General features: G+C 55.4%; 18 protein-coding genes. 11 read left to right on the top strand and 7 right to left on the bottom strand.

Translation table 11 applies throughout. The annotated features are described in order from the left end of the window. Positions 1 to 85: 85 nt before the first annotated feature. The 8 genes from AB7S84_RS08825 (at position 86) to AB7S84_RS08860 (ending at position 9,539) form a co-directional block, all read left to right on the top strand. On the top strand, positions 86 to 1,672 hold the full coding sequence (locus AB7S84_RS08825) for a DUF2868 domain-containing protein (protein ID WP_020875663.1): 1,587 nt from the start codon (positions 86 to 88) through the stop codon (positions 1,670 to 1,672). Continuing rightward, entirely contained in the window at positions 1,662 to 3,110 is a 1,449-nt protein-coding gene (locus AB7S84_RS08830; protein ID WP_020875662.1) for a GTPase/DUF3482 domain-containing protein, read from the top strand. Before AB7S84_RS08825 ends, AB7S84_RS08830 begins: the two co-directional genes overlap by 11 nt. Positions 3,111 to 3,208: 98 nt before the next feature. Next, the gene (locus AB7S84_RS08835; protein ID WP_020875661.1) at positions 3,209 to 3,712 is read left to right on the top strand and encodes a dihydrofolate reductase family protein; all 504 of its coding nucleotides are present in this window, start codon (positions 3,209 to 3,211) and stop codon (positions 3,710 to 3,712) included. Between the two features lie 23 nt (positions 3,713 to 3,735). Continuing rightward, complete coding sequence (locus AB7S84_RS08840) at positions 3,736 to 4,887, top strand: S49 family peptidase (protein ID WP_020875660.1); 1,152 nt, start codon at positions 3,736 to 3,738, stop codon at positions 4,885 to 4,887. Positions 4,888 to 5,022: 135 nt separating this feature from the next. Further along, positions 5,023 to 5,511: an Lrp/AsnC family transcriptional regulator gene (locus tag AB7S84_RS08845; protein ID WP_020875659.1), complete on the top strand. Its 489-nt coding sequence runs from the start codon at positions 5,023 to 5,025 to the stop codon at positions 5,509 to 5,511. Between the two features lie 37 nt (positions 5,512 to 5,548). Next, positions 5,549 to 6,808, top strand: a complete 1,260-nt coding sequence (locus tag AB7S84_RS08850) for a diaminopimelate decarboxylase (protein ID WP_428153966.1) — start codon at positions 5,549 to 5,551, stop codon at positions 6,806 to 6,808. Between the two features lie 315 nt (positions 6,809 to 7,123). Next, a complete protein-coding gene (locus AB7S84_RS08855) occupies positions 7,124 to 7,693 on the top strand; it encodes a cupin domain-containing protein (protein WP_020875657.1) in 570 nt (189 codons plus the stop codon). 196 nt (positions 7,694 to 7,889) lie between these two features. After that, positions 7,890 to 9,539, top strand: coding sequence for an AMP-binding protein (locus AB7S84_RS08860; RefSeq protein WP_020875656.1), 1,650 nt, complete (start codon positions 7,890 to 7,892; stop codon positions 9,537 to 9,539). 56 nt (positions 9,540 to 9,595) lie between these two features. Here AB7S84_RS08860 and AB7S84_RS08865 read toward each other — a convergent pair whose 3' ends face one another. After that, positions 9,596 to 10,228: a TetR/AcrR family transcriptional regulator gene (locus AB7S84_RS08865; RefSeq protein WP_428153969.1), complete on the bottom strand. Its 633-nt coding sequence runs from the start codon at positions 10,226 to 10,228 to the stop codon at positions 9,596 to 9,598. A gap of 252 nt (positions 10,229 to 10,480) precedes the next feature. Between AB7S84_RS08865 and AB7S84_RS08870 the strand changes: the two genes are divergently transcribed. Both AB7S84_RS08870 and AB7S84_RS08875 read left to right on the top strand, forming a co-directional pair. After that, positions 10,481 to 11,278, top strand: coding sequence for a hypothetical protein (locus AB7S84_RS08870; protein ID WP_020875654.1), 798 nt, complete (start codon positions 10,481 to 10,483; stop codon positions 11,276 to 11,278). Between the two features lie 96 nt (positions 11,279 to 11,374). Then, a complete protein-coding gene (locus AB7S84_RS08875; RefSeq protein WP_020875653.1) occupies positions 11,375 to 11,617 on the top strand; it encodes a tetratricopeptide repeat protein in 243 nt (80 codons plus the stop codon). Between the two features lie 58 nt (positions 11,618 to 11,675). Here the strand turns inward: AB7S84_RS08875 and AB7S84_RS08880 are convergent, their stop codons facing one another. Together AB7S84_RS08880 and AB7S84_RS08885 are read right to left on the bottom strand one after the other, a co-directional pair. Next, positions 11,676 to 13,016, bottom strand: coding sequence for a two-component system sensor histidine kinase NtrB (locus AB7S84_RS08880; protein ID WP_428153972.1), 1,341 nt, complete (start codon positions 13,014 to 13,016; stop codon positions 11,676 to 11,678). A 25-nt stretch (positions 13,017 to 13,041) separates the two neighbouring features. After that, complete coding sequence (locus AB7S84_RS08885; RefSeq protein WP_020875651.1) at positions 13,042 to 14,250, bottom strand: type II secretion system F family protein; 1,209 nt, start codon at positions 14,248 to 14,250, stop codon at positions 13,042 to 13,044. 567 nt (positions 14,251 to 14,817) lie between these two features. On the opposite strand from AB7S84_RS08885, the gene AB7S84_RS08890 reads away from it, so the two are divergent. Continuing rightward, positions 14,818 to 15,981: a TerD family protein gene (locus AB7S84_RS08890; RefSeq protein WP_020875650.1), complete on the top strand. Its 1,164-nt coding sequence runs from the start codon at positions 14,818 to 14,820 to the stop codon at positions 15,979 to 15,981. Positions 15,982 to 16,106: 125 nt separating this feature from the next. Here the strand turns inward: AB7S84_RS08890 and AB7S84_RS08895 are convergent, their stop codons facing one another. From AB7S84_RS08895 to mltG, 4 genes are all read right to left on the bottom strand, one after another. After that, complete coding sequence (locus tag AB7S84_RS08895; RefSeq protein ID WP_020875649.1) at positions 16,107 to 16,640, bottom strand: hypothetical protein; 534 nt, start codon at positions 16,638 to 16,640, stop codon at positions 16,107 to 16,109. 117 nt (positions 16,641 to 16,757) lie between these two features. After that, positions 16,758 to 18,005, bottom strand: a complete 1,248-nt coding sequence (locus AB7S84_RS08900) for an SLC13 family permease (protein ID WP_020875648.1) — start codon at positions 18,003 to 18,005, stop codon at positions 16,758 to 16,760. A gap of 111 nt (positions 18,006 to 18,116) precedes the next feature. Next, positions 18,117 to 19,112 carry a beta-N-acetylhexosaminidase gene (gene nagZ / locus AB7S84_RS08905; RefSeq protein ID WP_428153977.1) on the bottom strand — a complete coding sequence of 332 codons (996 nt, stop codon included), beginning with the start codon at positions 19,110 to 19,112 and terminating at the stop codon, positions 18,117 to 18,119. Next, positions 19,109 to 20,167, bottom strand: a complete 1,059-nt coding sequence (gene mltG / locus AB7S84_RS08910; protein ID WP_020875646.1) for an endolytic transglycosylase MltG — start codon at positions 20,165 to 20,167, stop codon at positions 19,109 to 19,111. The genes nagZ and mltG overlap by 4 nt, the downstream gene beginning before the upstream one ends. Between the last annotated feature and the right edge of the window lie 127 nt (positions 20,168 to 20,294).

The raw sequence follows: 20,294 nt of genomic DNA on the forward strand, positions 1-20,294 counted from the left end.
CGCATCTTCGGCTATATATTTCAAACAAGACGGCGCTTTCCACGCAACCCGCCGCATCCAACACCAACGATCAGACCTTGACCCGATGAAAATCACATGGCGTTTTAAAGACCTCATCGATCTCGAATATTTTCTCCACGCAGACGAACTCGACGGGGACGAATCAACACGAAAAACCGCAGCGCTCCGGGACCGGGAGATCTACACCCGCCATATCCTCCCGCGGATTGCCCCGGGGGAGCCCGTTCCCCGGCACCGGCTGATCCGGGAATGGCTTGAACGGCGACGCGACGCCCTGAAATCCGACACCCCCGAAGTTCTTCTTCCCGGCGAGGCCTTCACCGAGATATTTCGCCTGACCGTGCTCGCCACGATCGTTTTCGGCATCATGAGCGGCGGCGGTCTGGCCTTTTCCCTCCTGAGATATGCCGGAACGCGTCCGGTGAACGTCTCCGTGTACCTGAGCCTGCTGGTGGGCACGCAGACGCTTCTCGTTCTGCTTCTGGCCGCAGGCGCCGTTATACGCCGCCTGCGCCGACGCCCCCCCTTCCCCCTCCTCTACGCTGCCTTCAGCGCGATTCTCGTTGCGCTCATGCGCCGATTCGGCCGTCTGGCAATGCGTCGCGTGTCAGGACGTCACCGAAACAGCCTGGAGGCGATATTCGGACTGATCCGCGGGAAGCGCCGTATTTACGGCACCCTCTTCTACTGGCCCTTTTTCACCCTCGCCCAGATGTTCGGCGTCAGCTTCAATGTGGGCGTCCTGGGCGCAACCCTTCTGCGGGTCCTGGGAACCGACATCGCCTTTGGCTGGCAGTCATCCATCCTCTTCAGTGCGGATATCGTTCACAAGGCGACAAAACTCATCGCAATGCCCTGGTCGTGGTTTATCCCGCCCGGAACGGCACACCCCTCGCTGACCCAGATCGAAGGATCCCACATGGTTCTCAAGGACGGCATCTATCACCTCGCCACCCAGGACCTGGTATCCTGGTGGCCCTTTCTCTGTCTGTCCGTCGTCTTCTACGGCCTGATCCCGAGACTCCTGTTTCTGGCGGCCGGAATGCTGTTCAAGTCCAGGGCGCTGGCCAGGATCACGTTTTCCCACAGCCGCGCCGACCAACTCGTCCAGCGGATGGAAACCCCTCTTGTCGGCACCGAAGGAGAACCCGGGCCGGAACCCCCGCCGCCGTCCCCCGAAGAAAAAACCTTGCCGGCACGCCCCCACGGCATGCCTGCCGAAGGACGGCTTCTGGCGATCATTCCGGACGACGTCTATGATGACTGTCCCCGGGAGACCCTCGATGCGTTGACGCTCAAGGTCTTCGGGTTCGGCATCGGAGACACCTTACGCCTGGAGGGAGACAGCGCCGCTGATCCGGACTTTCTGGCTCGACTCTCCGAATCCGTCCGCACAAATGGAAACGCTGATTTTTTTATCCTCAAAGAAGCGTGGCAGCCGCCCATTCGTGAGGATCTCGCCTTTATCCGGAATCTGCGACAGGCCGTCGGCGAACGTGCTCGAATTCAAGTGGGGCTCATCGGAAAACCTGCGCCCGACACGATATTCACCCGGGTCATGGAGAAGGACTGGAAGATATGGCATCAGAAAATCACATCCCTGGGAGACCCCTATCTGCGGCTCGAAAGGCTGGTGAACCATGACGCCTGATGGTATCCCCGAGTTCGCCATCGTCGGTCATCCCAATGAAGGCAAGTCCTCCGTAGTGTCGACATTGGCCGAGGACGACAGCGTTCGAATCAGTCCGGCGCCGGGGGAGACGCTTCAATGTCGGACCTTCCCCGTGACCATTGACGGCAGAGAAATCATCCGGTTCACCGACACGCCGGGATTCCAGAATCCTCGTCAGACCCTTCAATGGATGCGCGAGTACAGCGGACCGGACACCCTCATGGTGGCGGCCTTTCGACAGGCCCACGCCGACCGCAAGGAATTTCGGGATGATGTGGAACTCTTTCTCCCCATCGAACGGGGCGCAGGCATTATCTACGTGGTCGACGGATCACGGCCGGTTCGCGGTGTAGACCGGTCTGAGATGGAAATTCTTCGTTTGACCGGACGCCCACGTATGGCCGTTATCAATTGCAAAGACGACGAGACAGGCTATATCGAGGCATGGAAGGCCGAGTTCAGAAAGCACTTCAACGCTGTTCGGGTCTTCAACGCCCACAAGGCCACCTACGCCGAGCGGATCAGCCTTCTCGAAAACCTCGAAAACATCGATCAGGACTGGCAGCCTGCACTGGAAACGGTGATTTCGGCATTCAAAAAGGACTGGCGGTACCGGAATCTCCAGACGGCCGAGATTATCTGTACCCTCCTGGAGGCAAGCCTGACCCATTCCGTTTCCAGAAATTTTACCGACAGGATTGACGAGGCATCGGCCAAGAAGGCGCTTCAGGCCAGATTCAATCAGGATATCGAAGAGATGGAAAGAACGGCCCACCAGAAGATCCGGCGGCTGTTCAAGCACAATATCTTCAATGTCGACCTCCCCCCCCAGTCCATACTCCATGAGGATCTTTTCGACGAGCGAACATGGCAGCTTCTGGGGCTCACGCCAAAACAACTCATCACGGCGGCCGGTTTGGGAGGAGCGGCTGTCGGCGCTTTGGTAGACGTAGCCGCCCACGGGCTCACCTTCGGTATTTTCTCAGCCATCGGGGGACTTGTCGGCGCAGGATGGGCTGCCTTCGGCGGTGCCGAGCGGCTGGCCAAGACCAAGGTGGTGGGAATGCAACTGGGAGGAACCCAGATTCATGTCGGGCCCATGGGAAACATCCAGTTCCTGTACATCCTGCTGGACAGGGCCTTGATCTACTATTCCCATATCATCAACTGGGCCCACGGCCGACGGGGTCTTCCCGGGTCCCGCGAGGGGGCGGCCAAGGCTCCTGTAAAGGCCGGTTTTACCACTCAGTGGGATGATTCGGCCAAACGCCTCTGCGTCGAATTTTTCAAGGCCGTCAGAAGCGGCGACGACAGCGGTCGTGATGCCGGTCGAAAAGCGATGAAAGGTCTCATCATCGACACTTTGGAAATCATTTCCAGGAGCGAACGGCCCTACGGGCTCGTGTTCAAACAATAGGCATCCCTTGTAAGCGGAACTCAACGTCCGGCTTTCACGGGCCGGTGCCGGTCACCATCATGAAAGTTGAAAAAGAGAAAAATAGGAGTGCCAATACCATGAAGGTCACCCTGCTGATGGCCATTACCCTCGACGGGAAGATCGGCAAAACGCCGGACCATTTTCCGGACTGGACCGGACCGGAAGACAAGAAGCTTTTCGTCTCCATCACCCGGCGGGCCGGAGCCGTCATCATGGGCTCCAAAACCTTTGACACCATCGGTACGCCGCTGTCCGGACGCAAGAACATCGTTCTCACCCGAGACAAGCAACGCATTTCCCAATGGGAGAACCTCTGGTATACGGATCTGTCGCCCCAGGCCGTTCTGGAAACCCTCGAGAAGGAAGGGTATCGGGAGGCCGTCCTCGCCGGGGGCGCCCTGGTCAACTCGCTTTTCGCCGAAGCAGGTCTTATCGACGACATTATCGTAACCATCTCCCCGACCATTTTCGGCTACGGGCTCTCGCTCTTTACCCCGGAGATTTCAATGGAGCTTCAGCTCAAGGATGTCAGACGGCTTGGCAGGGACCTGGTGTGCCTGACCTATAGCGTAAAAAAATGAACGATCGTTACAACGGAGCAGCCATGGACGTTTCAAAATTCTGGAAAATTCCTCTCAAGATCTTCGGCATGACCTTTTTCGCTTTTGTCAGCTTTTTCGTGCTGTTGTTTCTGTTTACAACCTTTTTCATCAGCGCCGGTATAGGTGTCGGGGCCATGTTCGGACGAAAGGATCTCACGGAACTCGTCACCACGGAAGAACTGAACTATACCTTTGTTTCCGGAAAACGTGACAGCAAGAACCTTCTAGTGACCCTGCCCGTGGAAGGCATCATTCTGGGCAGCCCGCCCCAGGATATCAGCGCTTCGACCATGGTATGGTTCAACGCGACCTATGGTTATTCAATACAAAAAGTGCTTGAAAAAGCCTCGGATGACAACCAGGTCAAAGGGATATTCCTCCACGTACAAAGTCCGGGGGGCACCATCTTCGGATCGATGGCCATCCACGAGGGGATCAAATCCTTTCAGAAGACCACCGGAAAACCCGTGCTCGCCTACATAGAAGGGCTTTCAGCATCAGGCGCCGTCATGGCCATGGCCGGCGCCGACGCGATTTACGCGGATTACGGCAGTTACGTCGGCAGCATCGGCGTGCTGGGTGCGGCCCTTACCTATTTTGACGAACCCACGGCTATTGAGGGGGGTATCCTGGGGGGCGGCATCGTCACCCGTAGTGGAATCGAGCGCACCGTCATCTCCGCCGGCCGCGGAAAAGACCTGGGCAACCCCTTTCGCCGCGCCACAGATGAAGAACTCAATAATCTTCAGAAGGGCGCCGATATCGAATACGACAATTTCGTCCGCCACGTCGCTGAAAATCGAAACATTTCCGAAGCCGTCATCCGGGAGCGAATGGGTGCTCAGATCTTCGACAACCAAACGGCCAGGGATTTCGGCCTCATCGACGGCACATTGAACCGAAAGGAGGCCCTTGCCAAACTCGCCGAAATGGCCGGCGTCGGCGAAACGTTCCAACTGGTAAGACCTCGGCGTGCACCGACACGGATGTGGCAGGAGCTTTTGTTTTCCATGACGGGCCGGTTGAGCGCCGATTCAGCGTCACAGGCGGCCCGCCATCGACATGTCTGCCTCGATGCGAGCCGCATGCCCATGGCCTACTACGGCGACATCCAGACCTTGTGCGCCGATTGCGGCGTACAAGCCCCGGACTGACCCCTGACTCCAATTTCCGATTCCGAACCTCCAAGAAAATGGTCTGAAAATTGGCCCCTGGAAACACGTCAGAATTTTATTCTTGACACACCTATTTTGCTAAAATATATTATTCTTATTAAGGTGATTATAAGAATGATTGACGAAATTAGTCTAAATATCCTGAACATACTTCAGGAAAAAGCCAGAATTCCAAACGTCGAAGTCGCCCGACAGGTTGGGATGGCGCCGTCGGCCGTACTCGAGCGTATCCGGAAACTTGAGAAACAGGGCATCATCGACGGATACGAGGTTCGGTTGAACCCCGAACAATTCAATCGTCGTCTGATCGCCTTCATCTTCGTCGATGTCGACACAACTTTGGTTTCTGCTTCAGACCCCGATCAGGACAGGGTTCATGACATTCTGGCAAAAATGCCGGAAATCCAGGAAGTTCACGACGTCGCCGGGGAAGACTGCCTTCTCTTGAAAGTCAGAGTTGCGGATCATCAGGAACTCGGCACCTTGCTGCGCGACAATATCCGCCCCCTTCAAGGGGTCCGTTCCACCCGGACGCTGACGGTACTCTTCACTCACAAAGAAACAACCCGGTTTCCCATCTCGGGAATCCTGACGGGCCAATAAATTTCATTTGACTTTTTGAACAAGGAGACCCTACGCCATGCCAATGTCCAGCGCTTTTAAAGACCGTCTGTTTCCCGCGCTGAAATCCATTGTCGAGCATTACGGCACACCGTTTCACATTTACGACGAAATCGGCATCCGGGAGACCGGACGCAGTCTTAAGCACGCCTTCTCGGAACTTCCGGGGTTCAGGGAGTTTTTTGCGGTAAAGGCTCTCCCCAACCCCAGAATCCTGGAGATCATGCAGGACATGGGTTTCGGTTTCGACTGCAGTTCCATCACCGAACTGTTGCTGAGCCGCAGGATCGGCGCGAAGCCGGAGGATATTATGTTCACCTCCAACAACACCAGTCGGGAAGAGTTCCTTTGCGCCGATGCGGCAGGAGGCTGCATCCTCAACCTCGACGACATCACGCTGCTGCCCAAGGTCCCCCGGCTGCCTGAGTTGATCTGCTTTCGTTACAACCCCGGTCCCCGGAGAACCGGAAACGACATTATCGGGAATCCCGTCGATGCCAAATACGGCGTCAGCCACGACCAGATCCTGGATGCCTACCGACAAGCCCGGGAAATGGGCGCTCGTCGCTTCGGTCTGCATACCATGCTCGCATCCAACGAACTCAATTACGCATATATGGTCCAGACCGCCGAGATGCTTCTCTCCCTCATTGAATGGCTTCATTCCGAAATCGACATCGTTTTTGAATTCATCAATATCGGCGGCGGCCTTGGCATCCCTTATCGTCCGGAGGAACCCCGTCTGGATCTGGCCGCCATGGCCGGGGGCATCCGTGCTGCCCTCGATCGCTTCACGGCCGGGAACAATTATGCTCCACAGCTTTACATGGAAAGCGGTCGATACATGAGCGGTCCTCATGGTGTTCTGGTGACCACCGCCATCAACCGAAAAAACATATATCGCAAATATATCGGTGTGGATGCCTGTATGTCCGCGCTGATGCGCCCCGGGATGTATGGCGCCTATCACCACATCGACGTGCTCGACAAGGACGAAGCGGCCGGGACCGAAATCGTGGACGTCGTGGGCTCCCTTTGCGAAAACAACGACAAATTCGCCGTCGAGCGACCGCTTCCGTCCATCGACGAGGGGGACATCCTGGTCATCCATGACACCGGAGCCCACGGCCATGCCATGGGATTCAATTACAACGGCAAGCTCCGCCCCCAGGAACTTCTTCTCAAAGCCGATGGAACGGTTGAACGGATTCGTCGGGCCGAGACGCCGGCAGATTATTTTGCAACCCTCGACTTTACACCGGATATCTTCAAACCCTGAACCGACGCGCTTCCTCAAACGCGCTGATTTCCGGAAGGTCCGAATCAAGAGAATGGTCATCGATCGCGGTGTCGCTCTCTCTCAACTCGACTTCGCGATGTTGGCCGGAAAGCGGCTGAAGACTGAAGGGAGGATAAGCACCCTGCCTGCCGCGAACGCCCCCCTTCAGCCTTCCCCTCCCGGCACCGGCCCATGATACCGATAGTTGAATTGAAGTCCTCATTTTTCTCTTTTCCGGAGCAGCGATAGCTGATATAGATCTCAACTTTATGTCGATAACCCCCCAGATGAAGCGATGTTTTTGAGGAGAATGCAATGAATTTAGAGAAGGTCGGCGCACGCATCACGAAAATTATGGCCCAGAAAGGAATATCCCTCGAAGTCCTCGCCGAACGAACCGGTCTCGAGTCCGGGTTCCTGAAACGCCTTCAGGAGGAGGATATTTACCCGTCCCTGGGACCACTCCTTAAAATCGCCCGATCGCTGGGTGTCCGTTTGGGGACGTTTCTGGACGACCAGATCAGTGAAGACCCTCTCATCATCCGAAAGTCCGATCGCAAGGGCGAACTCAGCATGCTGCGCGCCAAAGACCGCCCGGTGGCCTCTCGCTTTTATTCCCTGGGCCGCGGTAAAACCGATCGCCATATGGAACCTTTTTTCATCGAATTGCTTCCCGAATCGGGAAAGGAGATAAAGCTCTCCTCTCACGAAGGCGAAGAATTCATCGTGGTGATCGACGGCGAAGTCGAGGTTGTCTACGGCAAAAAGACCCACCGGCTCCTGGCGGGCGACAGTATTTATTACAACTCAGTGGTCCCGCATCATGTGGGATCCTTCGGCGATTCCGCCGCGAGCATCTATGCTGTTCTCTATTTTCCGGAATAATCGCGTTTCGGCCCAACCCGACTTTCGTTATGGCAACCGGATAGCGGTTGAAAGCTGAAGAGGGGTGGAACCCCGTCTGTCGCGGACGCACCTCTCAACCCTTCAGTCTTCGGCGTGCCCCCGGATACAACAGCATGGGTCATCCGCTGACGACACCTGCCGATGAACACCTAAAGTTGAATTTTAAGGAGTTTTCATGCGTACGGACAAACTGATGGACGTGACCCTGGGACAGCTTCTGGATCAGGCGGTTTCAACACATCCGGACAACGACGCCGTCATTTATGTCGACCGGGCATTCCGTCTCAGTTACAGGGAATTCGGGGATCTGGTGGATCGCCTGGCCCGAGGCCTGATGGCTCTGGGCATTCAAAAGGGCGAAAAGGTGGCCGTCTGGGCCACCAATGTCCCTTACTGGGTTGCACTTCAGTTCGCGACAGCCAAAATCGGTGCCGTCCTGCTCACGGTCAACACGAATTACAAATCGAGCGAGCTGACTTATCTGTTGAAACAATCCGAGACGGAAAACCTTTTCATCATCGATGGATTTCGAGATACGGATTACGTACAAACCGTTTACGAGTTGGTTCCCGAATTGAAACTTCAGGAGCGGGGCTTTCTCACAAGCCCGAAATTCCCCTCCCTGAAGCGCGTCTGCTTCCTGGGGCAGGAAAAGCACAGAGGGATGTATACCATCCCGGAAATCCTGGCGCTCGCCGTCATGACCACCGACGCAGCCTACCAGGAGCGCCGGCGAACGCTGAATCCGCATGACGTCGTCAACATGCAGTACACCTCGGGAACCACAGGGTTCCCCAAAGGCGTCATGCTGACCCATCACAATATTGTCAACAACGGCTTCTGGGTCGGCGAAAACCAGCGATTCACACCGGCCGACCGAATCTGCATCCCCGTGCCGCTGTTTCATTGTTTTGGCTGCGTTATGGGCGTATTGGGGGCAGTATCTCATGCTGCAACCATGGTTTTTCTGGAAAGCTTCGATCCGGTGGACGTCATGGCGTCGGTGGAAGAGGAACGTTGCACGGCCCTCTATGGGGTGCCCACCATGTTCATGGCGGTCCTGCACCACAAACTGTTCGACAAATTCGATTTCAGCACCCTCCGGACCGGCATCATGGCGGGATCACCCTGCCCCATCGAGATCATGAAACAGGTAATCGATCGCCTGAATATGCACGAGATCACCATCTGCTACGGCCTTACGGAAACCTCGCCGGTGATCACCCAAACCCGCGCCGAGGATGATATCCGCCTTCGCGTGGAGTCCGTCGGTCGGGCCTTGCCGGGCATCGAAGTCCGTATCGTGGACCCTGAAACCCACGCCCCCCTCCCCGTCGGTACGCAGGGAGAGGTCTGTTGCCGGGGATACAACGTCATGAAAGGATACTACAATATGTCCGAGGCCACGGCTCAGGCCGTCGACACTGACGGCTGGCTCCACTCAGGCGATCTCGGCGTCATGGATGAGAACGGCTATCTGAGTATCACGGGACGGCATAAAGATATGATCATCCGGGGGGGAGAAAATATCTATCCCAGGGAGATCGAAGAATTTCTCTTTCAGATGGAAGGGATAGCGGACGTTCAGGTGGCCGGCGTTCCCAGTCCTAAGTACGGCGAGGAGATCGGCGCCTTCATCAAAATCAAGGAGGGCCATGTCATGGCGCCGGAGGATGTGCGGGATTTCTGCAGAGGCAGAATCAGCCATTATAAAATTCCCCGCTACGTCGCCTTTGTCGACGATTATCCGATGACGGCCAGCGGAAAGATCCAGAAATACAAACTGCGCGACTTGTCCGTCACGTTGTTTCCGGATCGACGCTGACGGATGGACCGCCCGCTGCCGGCCGCGTCACATCGGTTGGGCGGCGGGTTGGGTCTTTACGCCTTTTTCAACCCCCTGGCAAATACCTCAAAGGCGATTTTCAAGGTATCCCTCAGGTAATCCTTGTTGCCGTTAATGATGCTCTTGCTCGATTCCCAGAGAATGACACCCGAGAACAAGGACCAGAAAATATCGGCAAGCGCGATGGGATGCTCGTCGATAAACACCCCCTTATCAATCCCTTCCTGAAAAATTCCGGCAATTACGCCGAGGGACTTCCTGGACAAGTCCTCGATTTCACGTAAAAGTTCGTCCGAGAGATTTTTGAGGGTCTCGCTTGATTGCAGGTGGAACATGTTGATGATGATGAGCGGATCAAACTCGTAAACGTCGAACATCGCCTCGTTGAGGGCTTCGACCTTCTGAATGGGGTCCATCTCGTTATTTCCATTGACATGTTCGAGGCGTATGATTAGATATTGCAGAATTCGCAGCGAAAGGGATGCATAAAGTTCATCCTTGTTCTTGAAATAGAGATAAAGCGTTCCCGGACTGAGTTCGGCCTCCTTGGCGATGTCCTCCATAGTCGATTTATTGAAGCCTTTGTCCGAAAACACGCGTTTGGCAGCCACAATGATCTGTTGCCGACGCCGCTCTCGTTCCCTCTCTTTTCTTTCTCTGATGCCCATTTGATCACTTCCTGAATATTATTTATTTGAAAGGCGATCATATATTTTATATTATCAATTTGGTCAAGCAAAAAATATTCATACCGGGGCCGTTTTCAATGCGTAATTGCCAAAACAGATTAAATGAGATATTTAACTATTTGTTGCCTATCCTTTCGATTTCATCAATCCGGCGATGAAAGGCGGGGGCCATACTGTAAAATAGAGCAGCGGGAACATCGAGGAAGATCAACCCGGCTGAAGGAGGCGATGATGGCACACGAGGATTTTTCAGAAGCATTGGCTGACGAAGTACTCACCGATATGGCCAACAATTTTTTCGGAGATCGGGTTCAACTGGAAGAACATATAAAACTGTTGCATAAAACCGCCGACATGCTTCGTCTCAAGGAAGGCGACGTCAACGATAAGGCGGCCTTCCTCGGTTATCTCATGGTGACGCCCCAGGCGGCCCGATCCCTCTATGAGGCCATCGGCCTTGACGCCGAAGCCTTCCCTGTCAAGGGGGAGCTGATCGAAAACGCCTTGCCGGATGTCGTGCCGTCCGCCCTGACGCGCAAGGGCGAATATGTCAAATGGGTGCTGTGGGCATACGAGGCGTTAGCAGTCGCCTGTCATAACTATAACCACGGCACTCTGACGGACCGTCCCGAAAAAGGGCGAATCCAGGTCGACGACGCCGACTATCGCCTGCTGGAAAGCATGTGCATTCTTATCAACGAAGAGGTCGACCGCATCAACAGTCGATGCCTGCCAAGTCAAATCCTCCAGGCCGCCAAACGATTCGATCAGGCAACCCAGGCCAAGGAACATTTCACGGGGGGTGGAACGTATTACGGCGACGAGTGTTCCCTCAACAGAGACCTGGCCTTCAAACATATTGAATTCAGCTCGCTCAACGTCAAAAAAATGCCCGAACTGCCCGATGTGGATGCGGTTCGAAACAGCCTCATCAAAGCAGCCAAGGCGAACTATGTTCAAAACAAGGCACGGATCAACGACATGATGAATTTCATCAGGGAGCGTTGTCGTTCGGCCGCGGAAAAATGACGACACATCACCCCGTATCCGATGGATGATGCGCTGCATCGGTCGTGCATAAGAGGCGTTGGGCACCGTAAACACTACATTCTAAAGGAGGGCGACATGATGAGACGCCTTATGTTGATCGCTCTGGCGACCTTCACCTTTTTTGTCGGGGCGTCCTGCTCGGAGCGACGCGCCGAGGAGCTGTTTGACACGGCCCGGCTGGAGGAACGGCAGAACAATCCCAACCATGCCCGGCAGCTTTACCTGGAACTGTTGAAGAAATACCCGGACAGCGCCGTTGCCGCCGAGGCGCAAAAACGACTCCAGGCCCTGTCCGGCAATCCAGGGGATCAGCCCTGATCTATCCCATACTCAACCTTCGACTATCATAGGCCGGTGCCGGGAGGATACGGGTATGTCAGTGTTTCAAGATCGTCGAGGGATCGACGGTGGTGAAGGTGAGGGTGAAGATAGTGCCCTTCCCAACGACGCTTTCAACGTCAAGACGACAACCGTGGGTTTCCATGATGCGGTGAACGATGGAGAGTCCCAGCCCCGTACCTTTGGGTTTGGTGGTCATGAAGGGATCAAAGACGGCGTCGATTTTGTCTGTCGGTATACCGCATCCGGTATCCTCGATCGTAACGACGGCGGTGTGACGTTTTGTTTCCCGAACCTCGATATTGATCGCGCCGTCGTTCTCGATGGACTCCACCGCATTGAGAAGAAGGTTCCAGAAAACCTGCCTCAGCTGCCCCGGATCCATCTCGACCCATATGCCCGCCTCGATGCGCCTCGAAATCGTGATCCGCTGGGACAAGTCGGTATTTTTATCAAAAATATCGGATGTTTCTGATACCACTCCTCCTAAATTGATCACCTCGCGCCGGCCTGCCGGCGGCTTTGCAAAAAGAAGGAAATTGTTCACGAGGGAACTCAGGCGGTCCGCCTCACGCAGGACGATCAGCATCAATTTTCGATGCCCACGGCCATGGCCGTCCAGGCTATCCTCCTTCAACAGCTGGACCGATCCGATGAGGGAGGCCAACGGATTACGGATTTCATGGGCAAGGCCCGCAGCCATCTCCCCCACGGCGGCCATGATCTCCACGCGTTTGGTATAGGATGCCATGGCCGCCAGTTCTTTCCGGGAATCCCGCTCCTGCTCCGCGATGATACCGGTCAAAAACGCCACCACAAAGCATGCCGCCATGATGATCATAACCTTGTAGAGTACGTAACTCCAGGCATAATCCGCGGCCGTCAACTCTCCCATCCTGCCCATGGGGCTGAGAACGCCGTAGAATTCGAGATCAATCAGAATCCCGTACTGGATGCTGCACAAGGCCGCCATGATCAACCCGCCCTTACGGTAGAGCAGAATGCCTGCGTACATAATCACGACAAGATAAAGAAAAAAGAAAAGACTTGAAAAACTGCCGGTCAAAAATATGATGAGCGAGATCGCCACGGTATCGATGACGATTTGTACATAGGTCAGTCCGGCAGTCTTTTTGAAGCGCTTGAGAAGGACGGCGTAGCAAAAGGAAACCGTCAAGAGAAAAACGATCAGTCCGTACAGAACGATCAAAGACGGTTCCTTAAACGAGAGTCCATCCCTGATGTGGAGCGCAACGGTGGACCCCATCAACAGGAGCGTGAACAGCAGCCGGAAAAAAATCAGCCATTTCAGCTTGACATGCATGCCGTCACCCTCGGCGACGGCGGGTCGACTACTCAAAAAGTGCGGGGAATTCAAACGCAGCGCCTTTCGGGTCGTTCGTCTATGCGATACCGCTCGCCATGCTGAAAATCGGCAGGTACATGGCGATAACGACCCCACCGACCACGACGCCCAGAAAGCAGATCATGAACGGCTCGATCATTTCCGTAAGCCGCTCGACGGCCTCATCAACCTCTTCATCATAAAAATCGGCAATTTTAACCATCATCGTATCCAGGGCGCCCGTAGACTCGCCGACGGCGATCATCGAGCAGACCATGGGTGGGAATACGCCGCTGCCGGCAAGCGGGGCGGCCATCGTTTGCCCCTCCTTGATGCTGGACCGGACATCGTAAATGGCGGTTTCGACGATCTTGTTTCCCGCAGTTCTGGCCACGATATCCAAACCGTCCAGAATCGCTACGCCGCTGGCCAGCATGGTTCCCATGGTCCTTGTGAACTTGGCGACGGCCACCTTCCGGATCAGTCCCCCAATCACCGGAATTCCCAAAAGCCGGCGGTCGATGATGCGCCGCCCCTTTTCCGTACCGTAATATTTCTTGACGGTAAATCCCAATAAACCCGCGCCGATGATCATATAAAGGATGTTGTCCTTGGTAAATTCACTGGCACGGATCACCATCATCGTAAGCGACGGCAGGGCCTGCCCCATTTCACCGAACATTTTCTGAAATACCGGAATAACGAAAATCATGATGACAATGACGACGGCGACGGCGACGAACAGTGTAATGGCCGGATAAAGCATGGCGCTTTTGACTTTGGCTTTCAAGCGTTCCGCTTTTTCGAGCGTTTCCGAGAGCCGTTTCAGAATGGTGTCCAGAATACCACCCGCCTCTCCGGCAGCAATCATGTTGACAAACAGGTCGTTGAATTCATTCGGATGTTTTTTCAACGCATCGGCGAGCGTGGCACCGCCTGCAAGATCCTCCTTGACCGCCTTCAGAATCTTGACGAAGGTTTTGTTCTCAGCCTGTGCGGAAAGCAGTTCAAGGCATTGAATGATCGGCAGGCCGGCGTCGATCATGGTCGAAAATTGCCGACAGAATACGATGATATCCTTATTGGTCACCTTCGGTTGAAGAAACGAGATGTTTTCGAGGATATCCTTGGGCTTTTCCTTTACCTTGATACTGTTGAGGCCCCTTTTTATAAGCTGGCTCCGCGCCGTCTCAAGGCTTGGGGCCTCGATCTGACCACTCTGTTCAAAGCCCCTGCGGTTTTTAGCCTTCCATACGTATTCCGCCATGATTCCCCCTCGTGCTCACCCCGGTACAAGTGATGAGTCGATTCGACGATCCGATTCATTGCCTGTCGCCGTGATCGACGACGGATTGTCGCTTAGACCACGCCGCATCCTTCGGTTTCCATGTATGACTTCCCAACTTTTCGGTATTCAGGAGCCGATGCCGGCAGGGGACGACCTGCGCCGTTCCATCAGATGCGCAGGCTGAAAGCTGAAGGCTTATATCCCCCGTCATACTTCACTCTTCAGCCTTCAGCCGCTATCCGGTTACCCTCACGAAAGCCGAAAGATGTATTAACTTTTTAAAATAAAGTCGGATAGTCGTATGTGAAGTTTTGCATATAACATAGGTTTTAGATTTCATGAAGGCCAAAATACAGCCGGCATTTCATTGTTCACAGCCTGCAGGCAATTAACGGCCGTTGGCTTTGCCGAATATTTTCTCCTTGACATTCAAGACCCGAATTGATTGGAGTTGAGAACTTTCAGTGGAAGGGTGAACCGGCCGCGACCGTTTTTCCCCCATCGCATACACTTCATTTTCATGCACCCCAACAGGAGACAATTCCAATGGAACTCAAGCAGAAAGGAACCAAGGCCGACATCGGGGCCTTTAAAAGGATGGATATATCCCTGATATGGCGCGCCGCCGTCGATCTGGATCTGATGGCCTTCTACCGGACCCGGGACGGTCGCACCGGCGGCGTCTATTCCGACAACTACGAGGGTGGCACCCTGGGCGCCCTGGACGCGTTTCCGTATATCCGCCTGTCCGGAGATGCGGGGGTAGGCGGAATCGGAGGAAACAACCGTGAAGTTATGAGCATCGCCAGGATCGATGACTTCGAGGAGATCTATATCTGCGCCCTCAATTTTACCGATGCCGTCGTTGGGGAATCTCACCTATTCGCCGACTACGACGCCAGGATCGAGGTGACGACCGACCGGGGTGAGACCCATTCGATCCCTCTCGACTCGACCCAGCCGGGCTCCGTAGCGGTGATCTGTCGGTTCGCAAGCGGCTTTATCGCCGGCGAACTGGTGAACGACAGCCGGGTGATGAACCTGGAATCCTTTCGGGCCGAAATCCCCGGTGCCGACCGACTGAAAATCGCCTCCAAGGTCACCCTCAAAGAAAAAGGCGACAGCTTTGCCATCAAACCCAAAATCACCGCCGGTGAAATCCTCATCAACCTCAACTGGGATCAATCCCCCCAAGAGAAGGTGCAAACCGGCTTTTTCTCTAAACTCCTGGGCGGCAGGAGCGGCGGGGCCGTGGATCTCGATCTCGGCTGTCTCTTTGAATTGCAAAACCAGGCCAAAGGCGCTGTTCAGCCTCTGGGAAACAGCTTCGGCAGCTTTGACGCTCCGCCGTATGTTCTGCATCTGGGAGACGACCGCAGCGGCGCCTGGACCGAAGGGGAAAACATAAAGGTCAATCTGGCACAAATGCACCGACTCAAGCGGCTTCTCATCTTCACTTACATTTACGAAGGCGTGCCCAACTGGACCGCCACCAACGCCGTCGTCACCGTAAAAGTTCCGGGGCAACCGCTCCTCGAGGTGCCCATGGGCAGCCAGACGGACTCCCGGAATTTCTGTGCCGTCGCCATGATCGAGTTCAGCGCCGGTGAACTCAAGGTCACCAAGCTGGTGACCTTCCATCAAGGCCATCCGGATTGCGACAAGACTTACGGCTGGGGCCTCAAATGGGTGGCCGGCAGCAAGGAATAGACAGGCGCCCGGCCGGAGACGGCGTTTCGGGATGCGAGACCTTGCAGCGGGAAGACCCCGGCGCGCCCCTGTCCGGCGTCGGGGTCTATATCAAGGGAACGGATGGAATCGGGGAGGATCCCATTTCATCCGTTGATGATATCCATCAGCTGCTGCAGTTTTTTCAGGCCTTTCAACGTACCGGCCTTGCTGCTGTTGATCAGCTTCGCGCCGAGAGGACTGCTGTTGTCGATGGTGGCGATAAGCGCGACATTCCCCATGTCCCCTGTGTCGAGATCCACCTTGTGGGAGGTGCCCTTGTCATCCAGAACCGTCATGGAGACATCGCTCTCCTTGAACCGGGCGGGAGCGCCCTCCTGAACCTTGCCGTAATCCCAGCAGAGCAGCCAGACGGATTTCATATCGTCCAGATTGGTGATTCGCATGGTTTCCTCGTTGTTGCCGCCGGTATCGCCGACCCCTTCGTCGCCGCTCAATTGCATGAACGGAAATGCATTGAGATCTCCCAGCTCGCCAAAGTAAACCAATCCCTGTTTGCCGTTCTTATCCTCGTAGGCTGCGGCAAGATCAAAATCGGCGGCCGTGCTCCATTTCATTTTCACCATCAGCTGCTTGAATCCGCCGACGTTCGCCGTTGATCCCTTCTGCTTCAAATCCATTTTTTTCTCCTTTCACGTGTCGCTGTCATCGGTTGGGTGCATTCCCGAACCAAGCGCTTCTGTTTTTATCGTCTGAAAAACAGAATAGTCAAATGAAAAATCCCGGACCCAGCGGCTTCAACCGTAGACTCGAGGGAGCATCCAATGCATCCAGACGGCAATGCAGACGGTGGTTCCCATGTTGAGAAGCAAACCGAGACTCATCATTCTGACCAGGGAGGTTCCCTTCATCTCGCCGAAAGCAAAGGCGTTGCAGGGTGTGGCGATGGGCGTCATGAAGGCACAGGTTGAGGCCGCCGAAACCGCGATCATGAGCTCGATGGGAGAAAAACCGGTTTTCACTGCCGTAAAATAGGCGATGGGGAAAAAAGCCGTTGACACCAAGGTGTTACTCAAGGCCTCGGTCATCAGAATCACGATGCCGACGGTGAAGAGCATCACGGTGAAAGCCGACGCCTTTTCAGGGAGAAGCTTTCCGTAAAAGGCAGACAGGGTCATGTCGAGGTCCAGGAATCGCACCACCAGCACCAGGATCGCCACGGGAATCAGCAGCAGAATACCCCGCCGAGGGAAGTCCTCGAACAGATCTCCCGGTCGCATCAGGGGCGCCTCACCCGAAAACGGTATTTCCCAAAACACCAGGCGACAGAAAGCCGCAAAATAAACCAGGCACACCAGGGGCGTCCATGCTGCAAAACTCGACCAGACCCCTTTGATCACCGCCTCTACGGTCCAGAAGACGATAAAGATCAGAAACAGCAGCGCCCCCGATCGCCGCACCCCATACAGCGTCCGCCACGGGTGCTGCGGGGGGGGACCGGCCGTCCGTGGACGATTTTTGACATCAAAGCGCTCAAAAGATCCGCATCCCACGGCCACGACTCCCCATGCCAGCAGAACCAGCAGCGTGACCAGAGGAATCGACCACAGGAACCAGTTGAAAAACCCGATCAGCTGCCGTCCGGGAACCTGGTAGAGATCCATGGCGCCGATGAGCAGGAGGTTCGCGGGGCTTCCGACGATAGAGCCCATGCCCCCGATATTGGCGCCGTAAATGACGGACAAGGTCAGGGGCGTGACCACGCGATCTCTGAGCCCTGGATGAAAACGCTCCTTGATATCCTTCAGCACCGGCAGCAGTGTGAGTACGGTGACGGCGTTGGGAATGAAAAAGGAAAGCAGCGTTGCCGAAAGAATGATATAAAGGAACAGCCTGCGGGGATTACCGCCGCTCCGTCCAAGCGCCGCCGCGACAAATCGCTCTGTCAGACCGGTGACGACCAGAAGACGATAAATCAGGTATCCGTTGATAAACATCAATAGGAGGGGAAGACGGGACCAGAGATACAGAAATGCGTCGTTCATTGTTTAACACCGGAAAGCCTTCACTTTTTCGCTGTGATCCCATTCAAGAAGCCCTCAAGCCGGTCGCGAAAATCGGATGCAGGTGCTGCGGCGAACTGTTTGAGAATGACTTCAGAGATCCTTTTTTTTCATGAGGATCCGTCTCAATGACGATGTGGGCGCCAGGACCGCCTGGAGGTCTGCATCCATCACTTTCACGAGGTTCTCATAAGCTTGAACGATTTTAGGGCTTTTGTGGCAAATCAGCGCAATGTCGATGTCGGCAAGCACAATTCGCTGAATAATCTCACTGATGCCGAAATGACGGTTGACGGCGCCCATGTCCAGGTCGTCGGTAAGAACGAGGCCCCCGAATCCCATTCGGGAGCGAAGAAGATCCCTGGCGATGCGAACGGAGAGGCTGGCCGGCCATTTGGGATCGATTTTACGGTAGAGGATGTGGGAGAGCATGACGCCCGAAACCGATGCTTCGACGGCAGCGACAAAGGGCGGCAGGTCCACGGTCTCGATATCGGTCGGATCGAGGTCGACCATAGGCAACGCCAGGTGCGAATCGAGGAGCGTCCGGCCGATGCCGGGAAAATGCTTGGCCACGGCCATGATGCCGCCTGCCTGGAGCCCCTTGATGACATGACATCCCAGGCGAGCCACCCATGCCGGATCATGGCCGAAGGCGCGGCCCTCCATAACGCTTCCGAAGCCGAGGGGGGCCACGTCCAGCACCGGTGCCATGTTCATGTTGATCCCGACGCTTTTGAGCTCCGCCGCCGTCACGGCGGCAAAATGGTCCGCATCCTCGACTCCCGTCATGGCGGCGTTTCCGGGAAACTCGGTAAACGGCCGCTTCAAACGCGCCACCAAACCGCCCTCCTGATCGACGGCGATGAAAAGGGGCGGCTGTCCGCATCCGTTGGCGCAGACCTGGACCGAACGGCAAAGTTCGGCCACCTGGGCCGGTGATTCGATGTTCCGGGCGAAAAGGATGATACCGCCGACCTTGAGATCCTCGATCAGAAATTTCAGTTCCGCATTGAAGGTCGTTCCGTCAAACCCCACCATCAACCGTTGCCCCGCCATTTGTTCCGGGGTATAGTCCTCCGCGTTCATTGCTTGTTTTCCTTATGATCTTTTCCGCCGAGCTGATAGCGCCGTACCGCCTGGTTATGCTCGGTCAGACTTTTTGAAAATTGATGGGTTCCGTCGCCGCGAGCCACGAAATAGAGGAAATCGGTCTCCTCCGGGAAGAGAACCGCCGAAAGCGACGCTCTCCCGGGACTGGCGATGGGACCTGCCGGCAATCCGCCGAGCTGATAGGTATTGTAAGCGGTGGGGGTATTCAGGTGTTCTCGGGTAACGTTGCCGTCAAAATTCTCGATCCCATAAATGACCGTCGGATCGCTCTGCAACCGCATGCCCTTTTTCAGCCGATTATGGAACACCGAGGCGATCAGTCGGCGCTCTTCTGGAACCCCCGTCTCTTTCTCGACCATGGAGGCCAATGTCACGACCTCGTGGCGCGTAAGACCCATCAGCCGGGTCCGGTCCGTCCACTCCGGCGTATAAACGGCTTCGAACCGGTCGAGAAGGGCCTGGATAATCTGCTCGACCGCCGTGTTCCGCGGAAAATAATAGGTATCGGGAAAGAGATACCCCTCAAGGCTCTTCCCCGGGATCCCCCTGGCTGCGGCGAACTCCGGATCCGTTACTTTAGAAAGAAAACGCTCCGGCACGCCCATGCCTTCCCTGTCGAGAAGGGCGGCGATCTCCCGAAGATTGAACCCTTCGGGTATGGTCAGGGCGCGCAACACCACTTTTCCTCTGGCCAATTTATCGAGAATCTCAATAGGCGACATGGCCGAAGTGAAAAGATATTCCCCGGCCCGAATCCGCCGGTCATATCCCAGAAGCCGCGCCAGGAGTTTGAATCGGCGTGGATCCGCCACGACACGGGCATCCACGAGTCCCTTCAATATATCCGAAAAATTCTGGCCGGGAGGAAGAACGACAGTCGTCTCCCACGCTCCCGAATCGTTCGAACGGCCATGGGCGATCGGTTGCCGGGCAAAAGCTGAAAGATCGGATGCCAAATATATTGCAGCTGCGGCGGCACAGACGGACAAGAGTCCGCCGACAGCCGCCATGCCGAAAATCCATTTTTTCACTATCCAAGACCCCCTGTTTTGAATGAGGCCTCAACCTTCGACTTTCATGATAGTGACCGGATAGCGGTGCCGGGAGTCTACGGCCTGTGAAAGTCGAAAGTCGAGTCGAAAGTTGAGTGAGGACATA

The organism is Desulfococcus sp. (assembly GCF_050178255.1).
In the GTDB taxonomy this organism is placed as follows: domain Bacteria; phylum Desulfobacterota; class Desulfobacteria; order Desulfobacterales; family Desulfococcaceae; genus Desulfococcus; species Desulfococcus multivorans.

What these genes read in the sequence shown, in the direction of transcription:
- AB7S84_RS08825 (WP_020875663.1), top strand. Translation starts at nt 86, where the DNA reads ATGAAAATCACATGGCGTTTTAAAGACCTCATCGATCTCGAATATTTT.
- AB7S84_RS08830 (WP_020875662.1), top strand. Translation starts at nt 1,662, where the DNA reads ATGACGCCTGATGGTATCCCCGAGTTCGCCATCGTCGGTCATCCCAAT.
- AB7S84_RS08835 (WP_020875661.1), top strand. Translation starts at nt 3,209, where the DNA reads ATGAAGGTCACCCTGCTGATGGCCATTACCCTCGACGGGAAGATCGGC.
- AB7S84_RS08840 (WP_020875660.1), top strand. Translation starts at nt 3,736, where the DNA reads ATGGACGTTTCAAAATTCTGGAAAATTCCTCTCAAGATCTTCGGCATG.
- AB7S84_RS08845 (WP_020875659.1), top strand. Translation starts at nt 5,023, where the DNA reads ATGATTGACGAAATTAGTCTAAATATCCTGAACATACTTCAGGAAAAA.
- AB7S84_RS08850 (WP_428153966.1), top strand. Translation starts at nt 5,549, where the DNA reads ATGCCAATGTCCAGCGCTTTTAAAGACCGTCTGTTTCCCGCGCTGAAA.
- AB7S84_RS08855 (WP_020875657.1), top strand. Translation starts at nt 7,124, where the DNA reads ATGAATTTAGAGAAGGTCGGCGCACGCATCACGAAAATTATGGCCCAG.
- AB7S84_RS08860 (WP_020875656.1), top strand. Translation starts at nt 7,890, where the DNA reads ATGCGTACGGACAAACTGATGGACGTGACCCTGGGACAGCTTCTGGAT.
- AB7S84_RS08865 (WP_428153969.1), bottom strand. Translation starts at nt 10,228, where the DNA reads ATGGGCATCAGAGAAAGAAAAGAGAGGGAACGAGAGCGGCGTCGGCAA.
- AB7S84_RS08870 (WP_020875654.1), top strand. Translation starts at nt 10,481, where the DNA reads ATGGCACACGAGGATTTTTCAGAAGCATTGGCTGACGAAGTACTCACC.
- AB7S84_RS08875 (WP_020875653.1), top strand. Translation starts at nt 11,375, where the DNA reads ATGATGAGACGCCTTATGTTGATCGCTCTGGCGACCTTCACCTTTTTT.
- AB7S84_RS08885 (WP_020875651.1), bottom strand. Translation starts at nt 14,250, where the DNA reads ATGGCGGAATACGTATGGAAGGCTAAAAACCGCAGGGGCTTTGAACAG.
- AB7S84_RS08890 (WP_020875650.1), top strand. Translation starts at nt 14,818, where the DNA reads ATGGAACTCAAGCAGAAAGGAACCAAGGCCGACATCGGGGCCTTTAAA.
- AB7S84_RS08895 (WP_020875649.1), bottom strand. Translation starts at nt 16,640, where the DNA reads ATGGATTTGAAGCAGAAGGGATCAACGGCGAACGTCGGCGGATTCAAG.
- AB7S84_RS08900 (WP_020875648.1), bottom strand. Translation starts at nt 18,005, where the DNA reads ATGAACGACGCATTTCTGTATCTCTGGTCCCGTCTTCCCCTCCTATTG.
- nagZ (WP_428153977.1), bottom strand. Translation starts at nt 19,112, where the DNA reads ATGAACGCGGAGGACTATACCCCGGAACAAATGGCGGGGCAACGGTTG.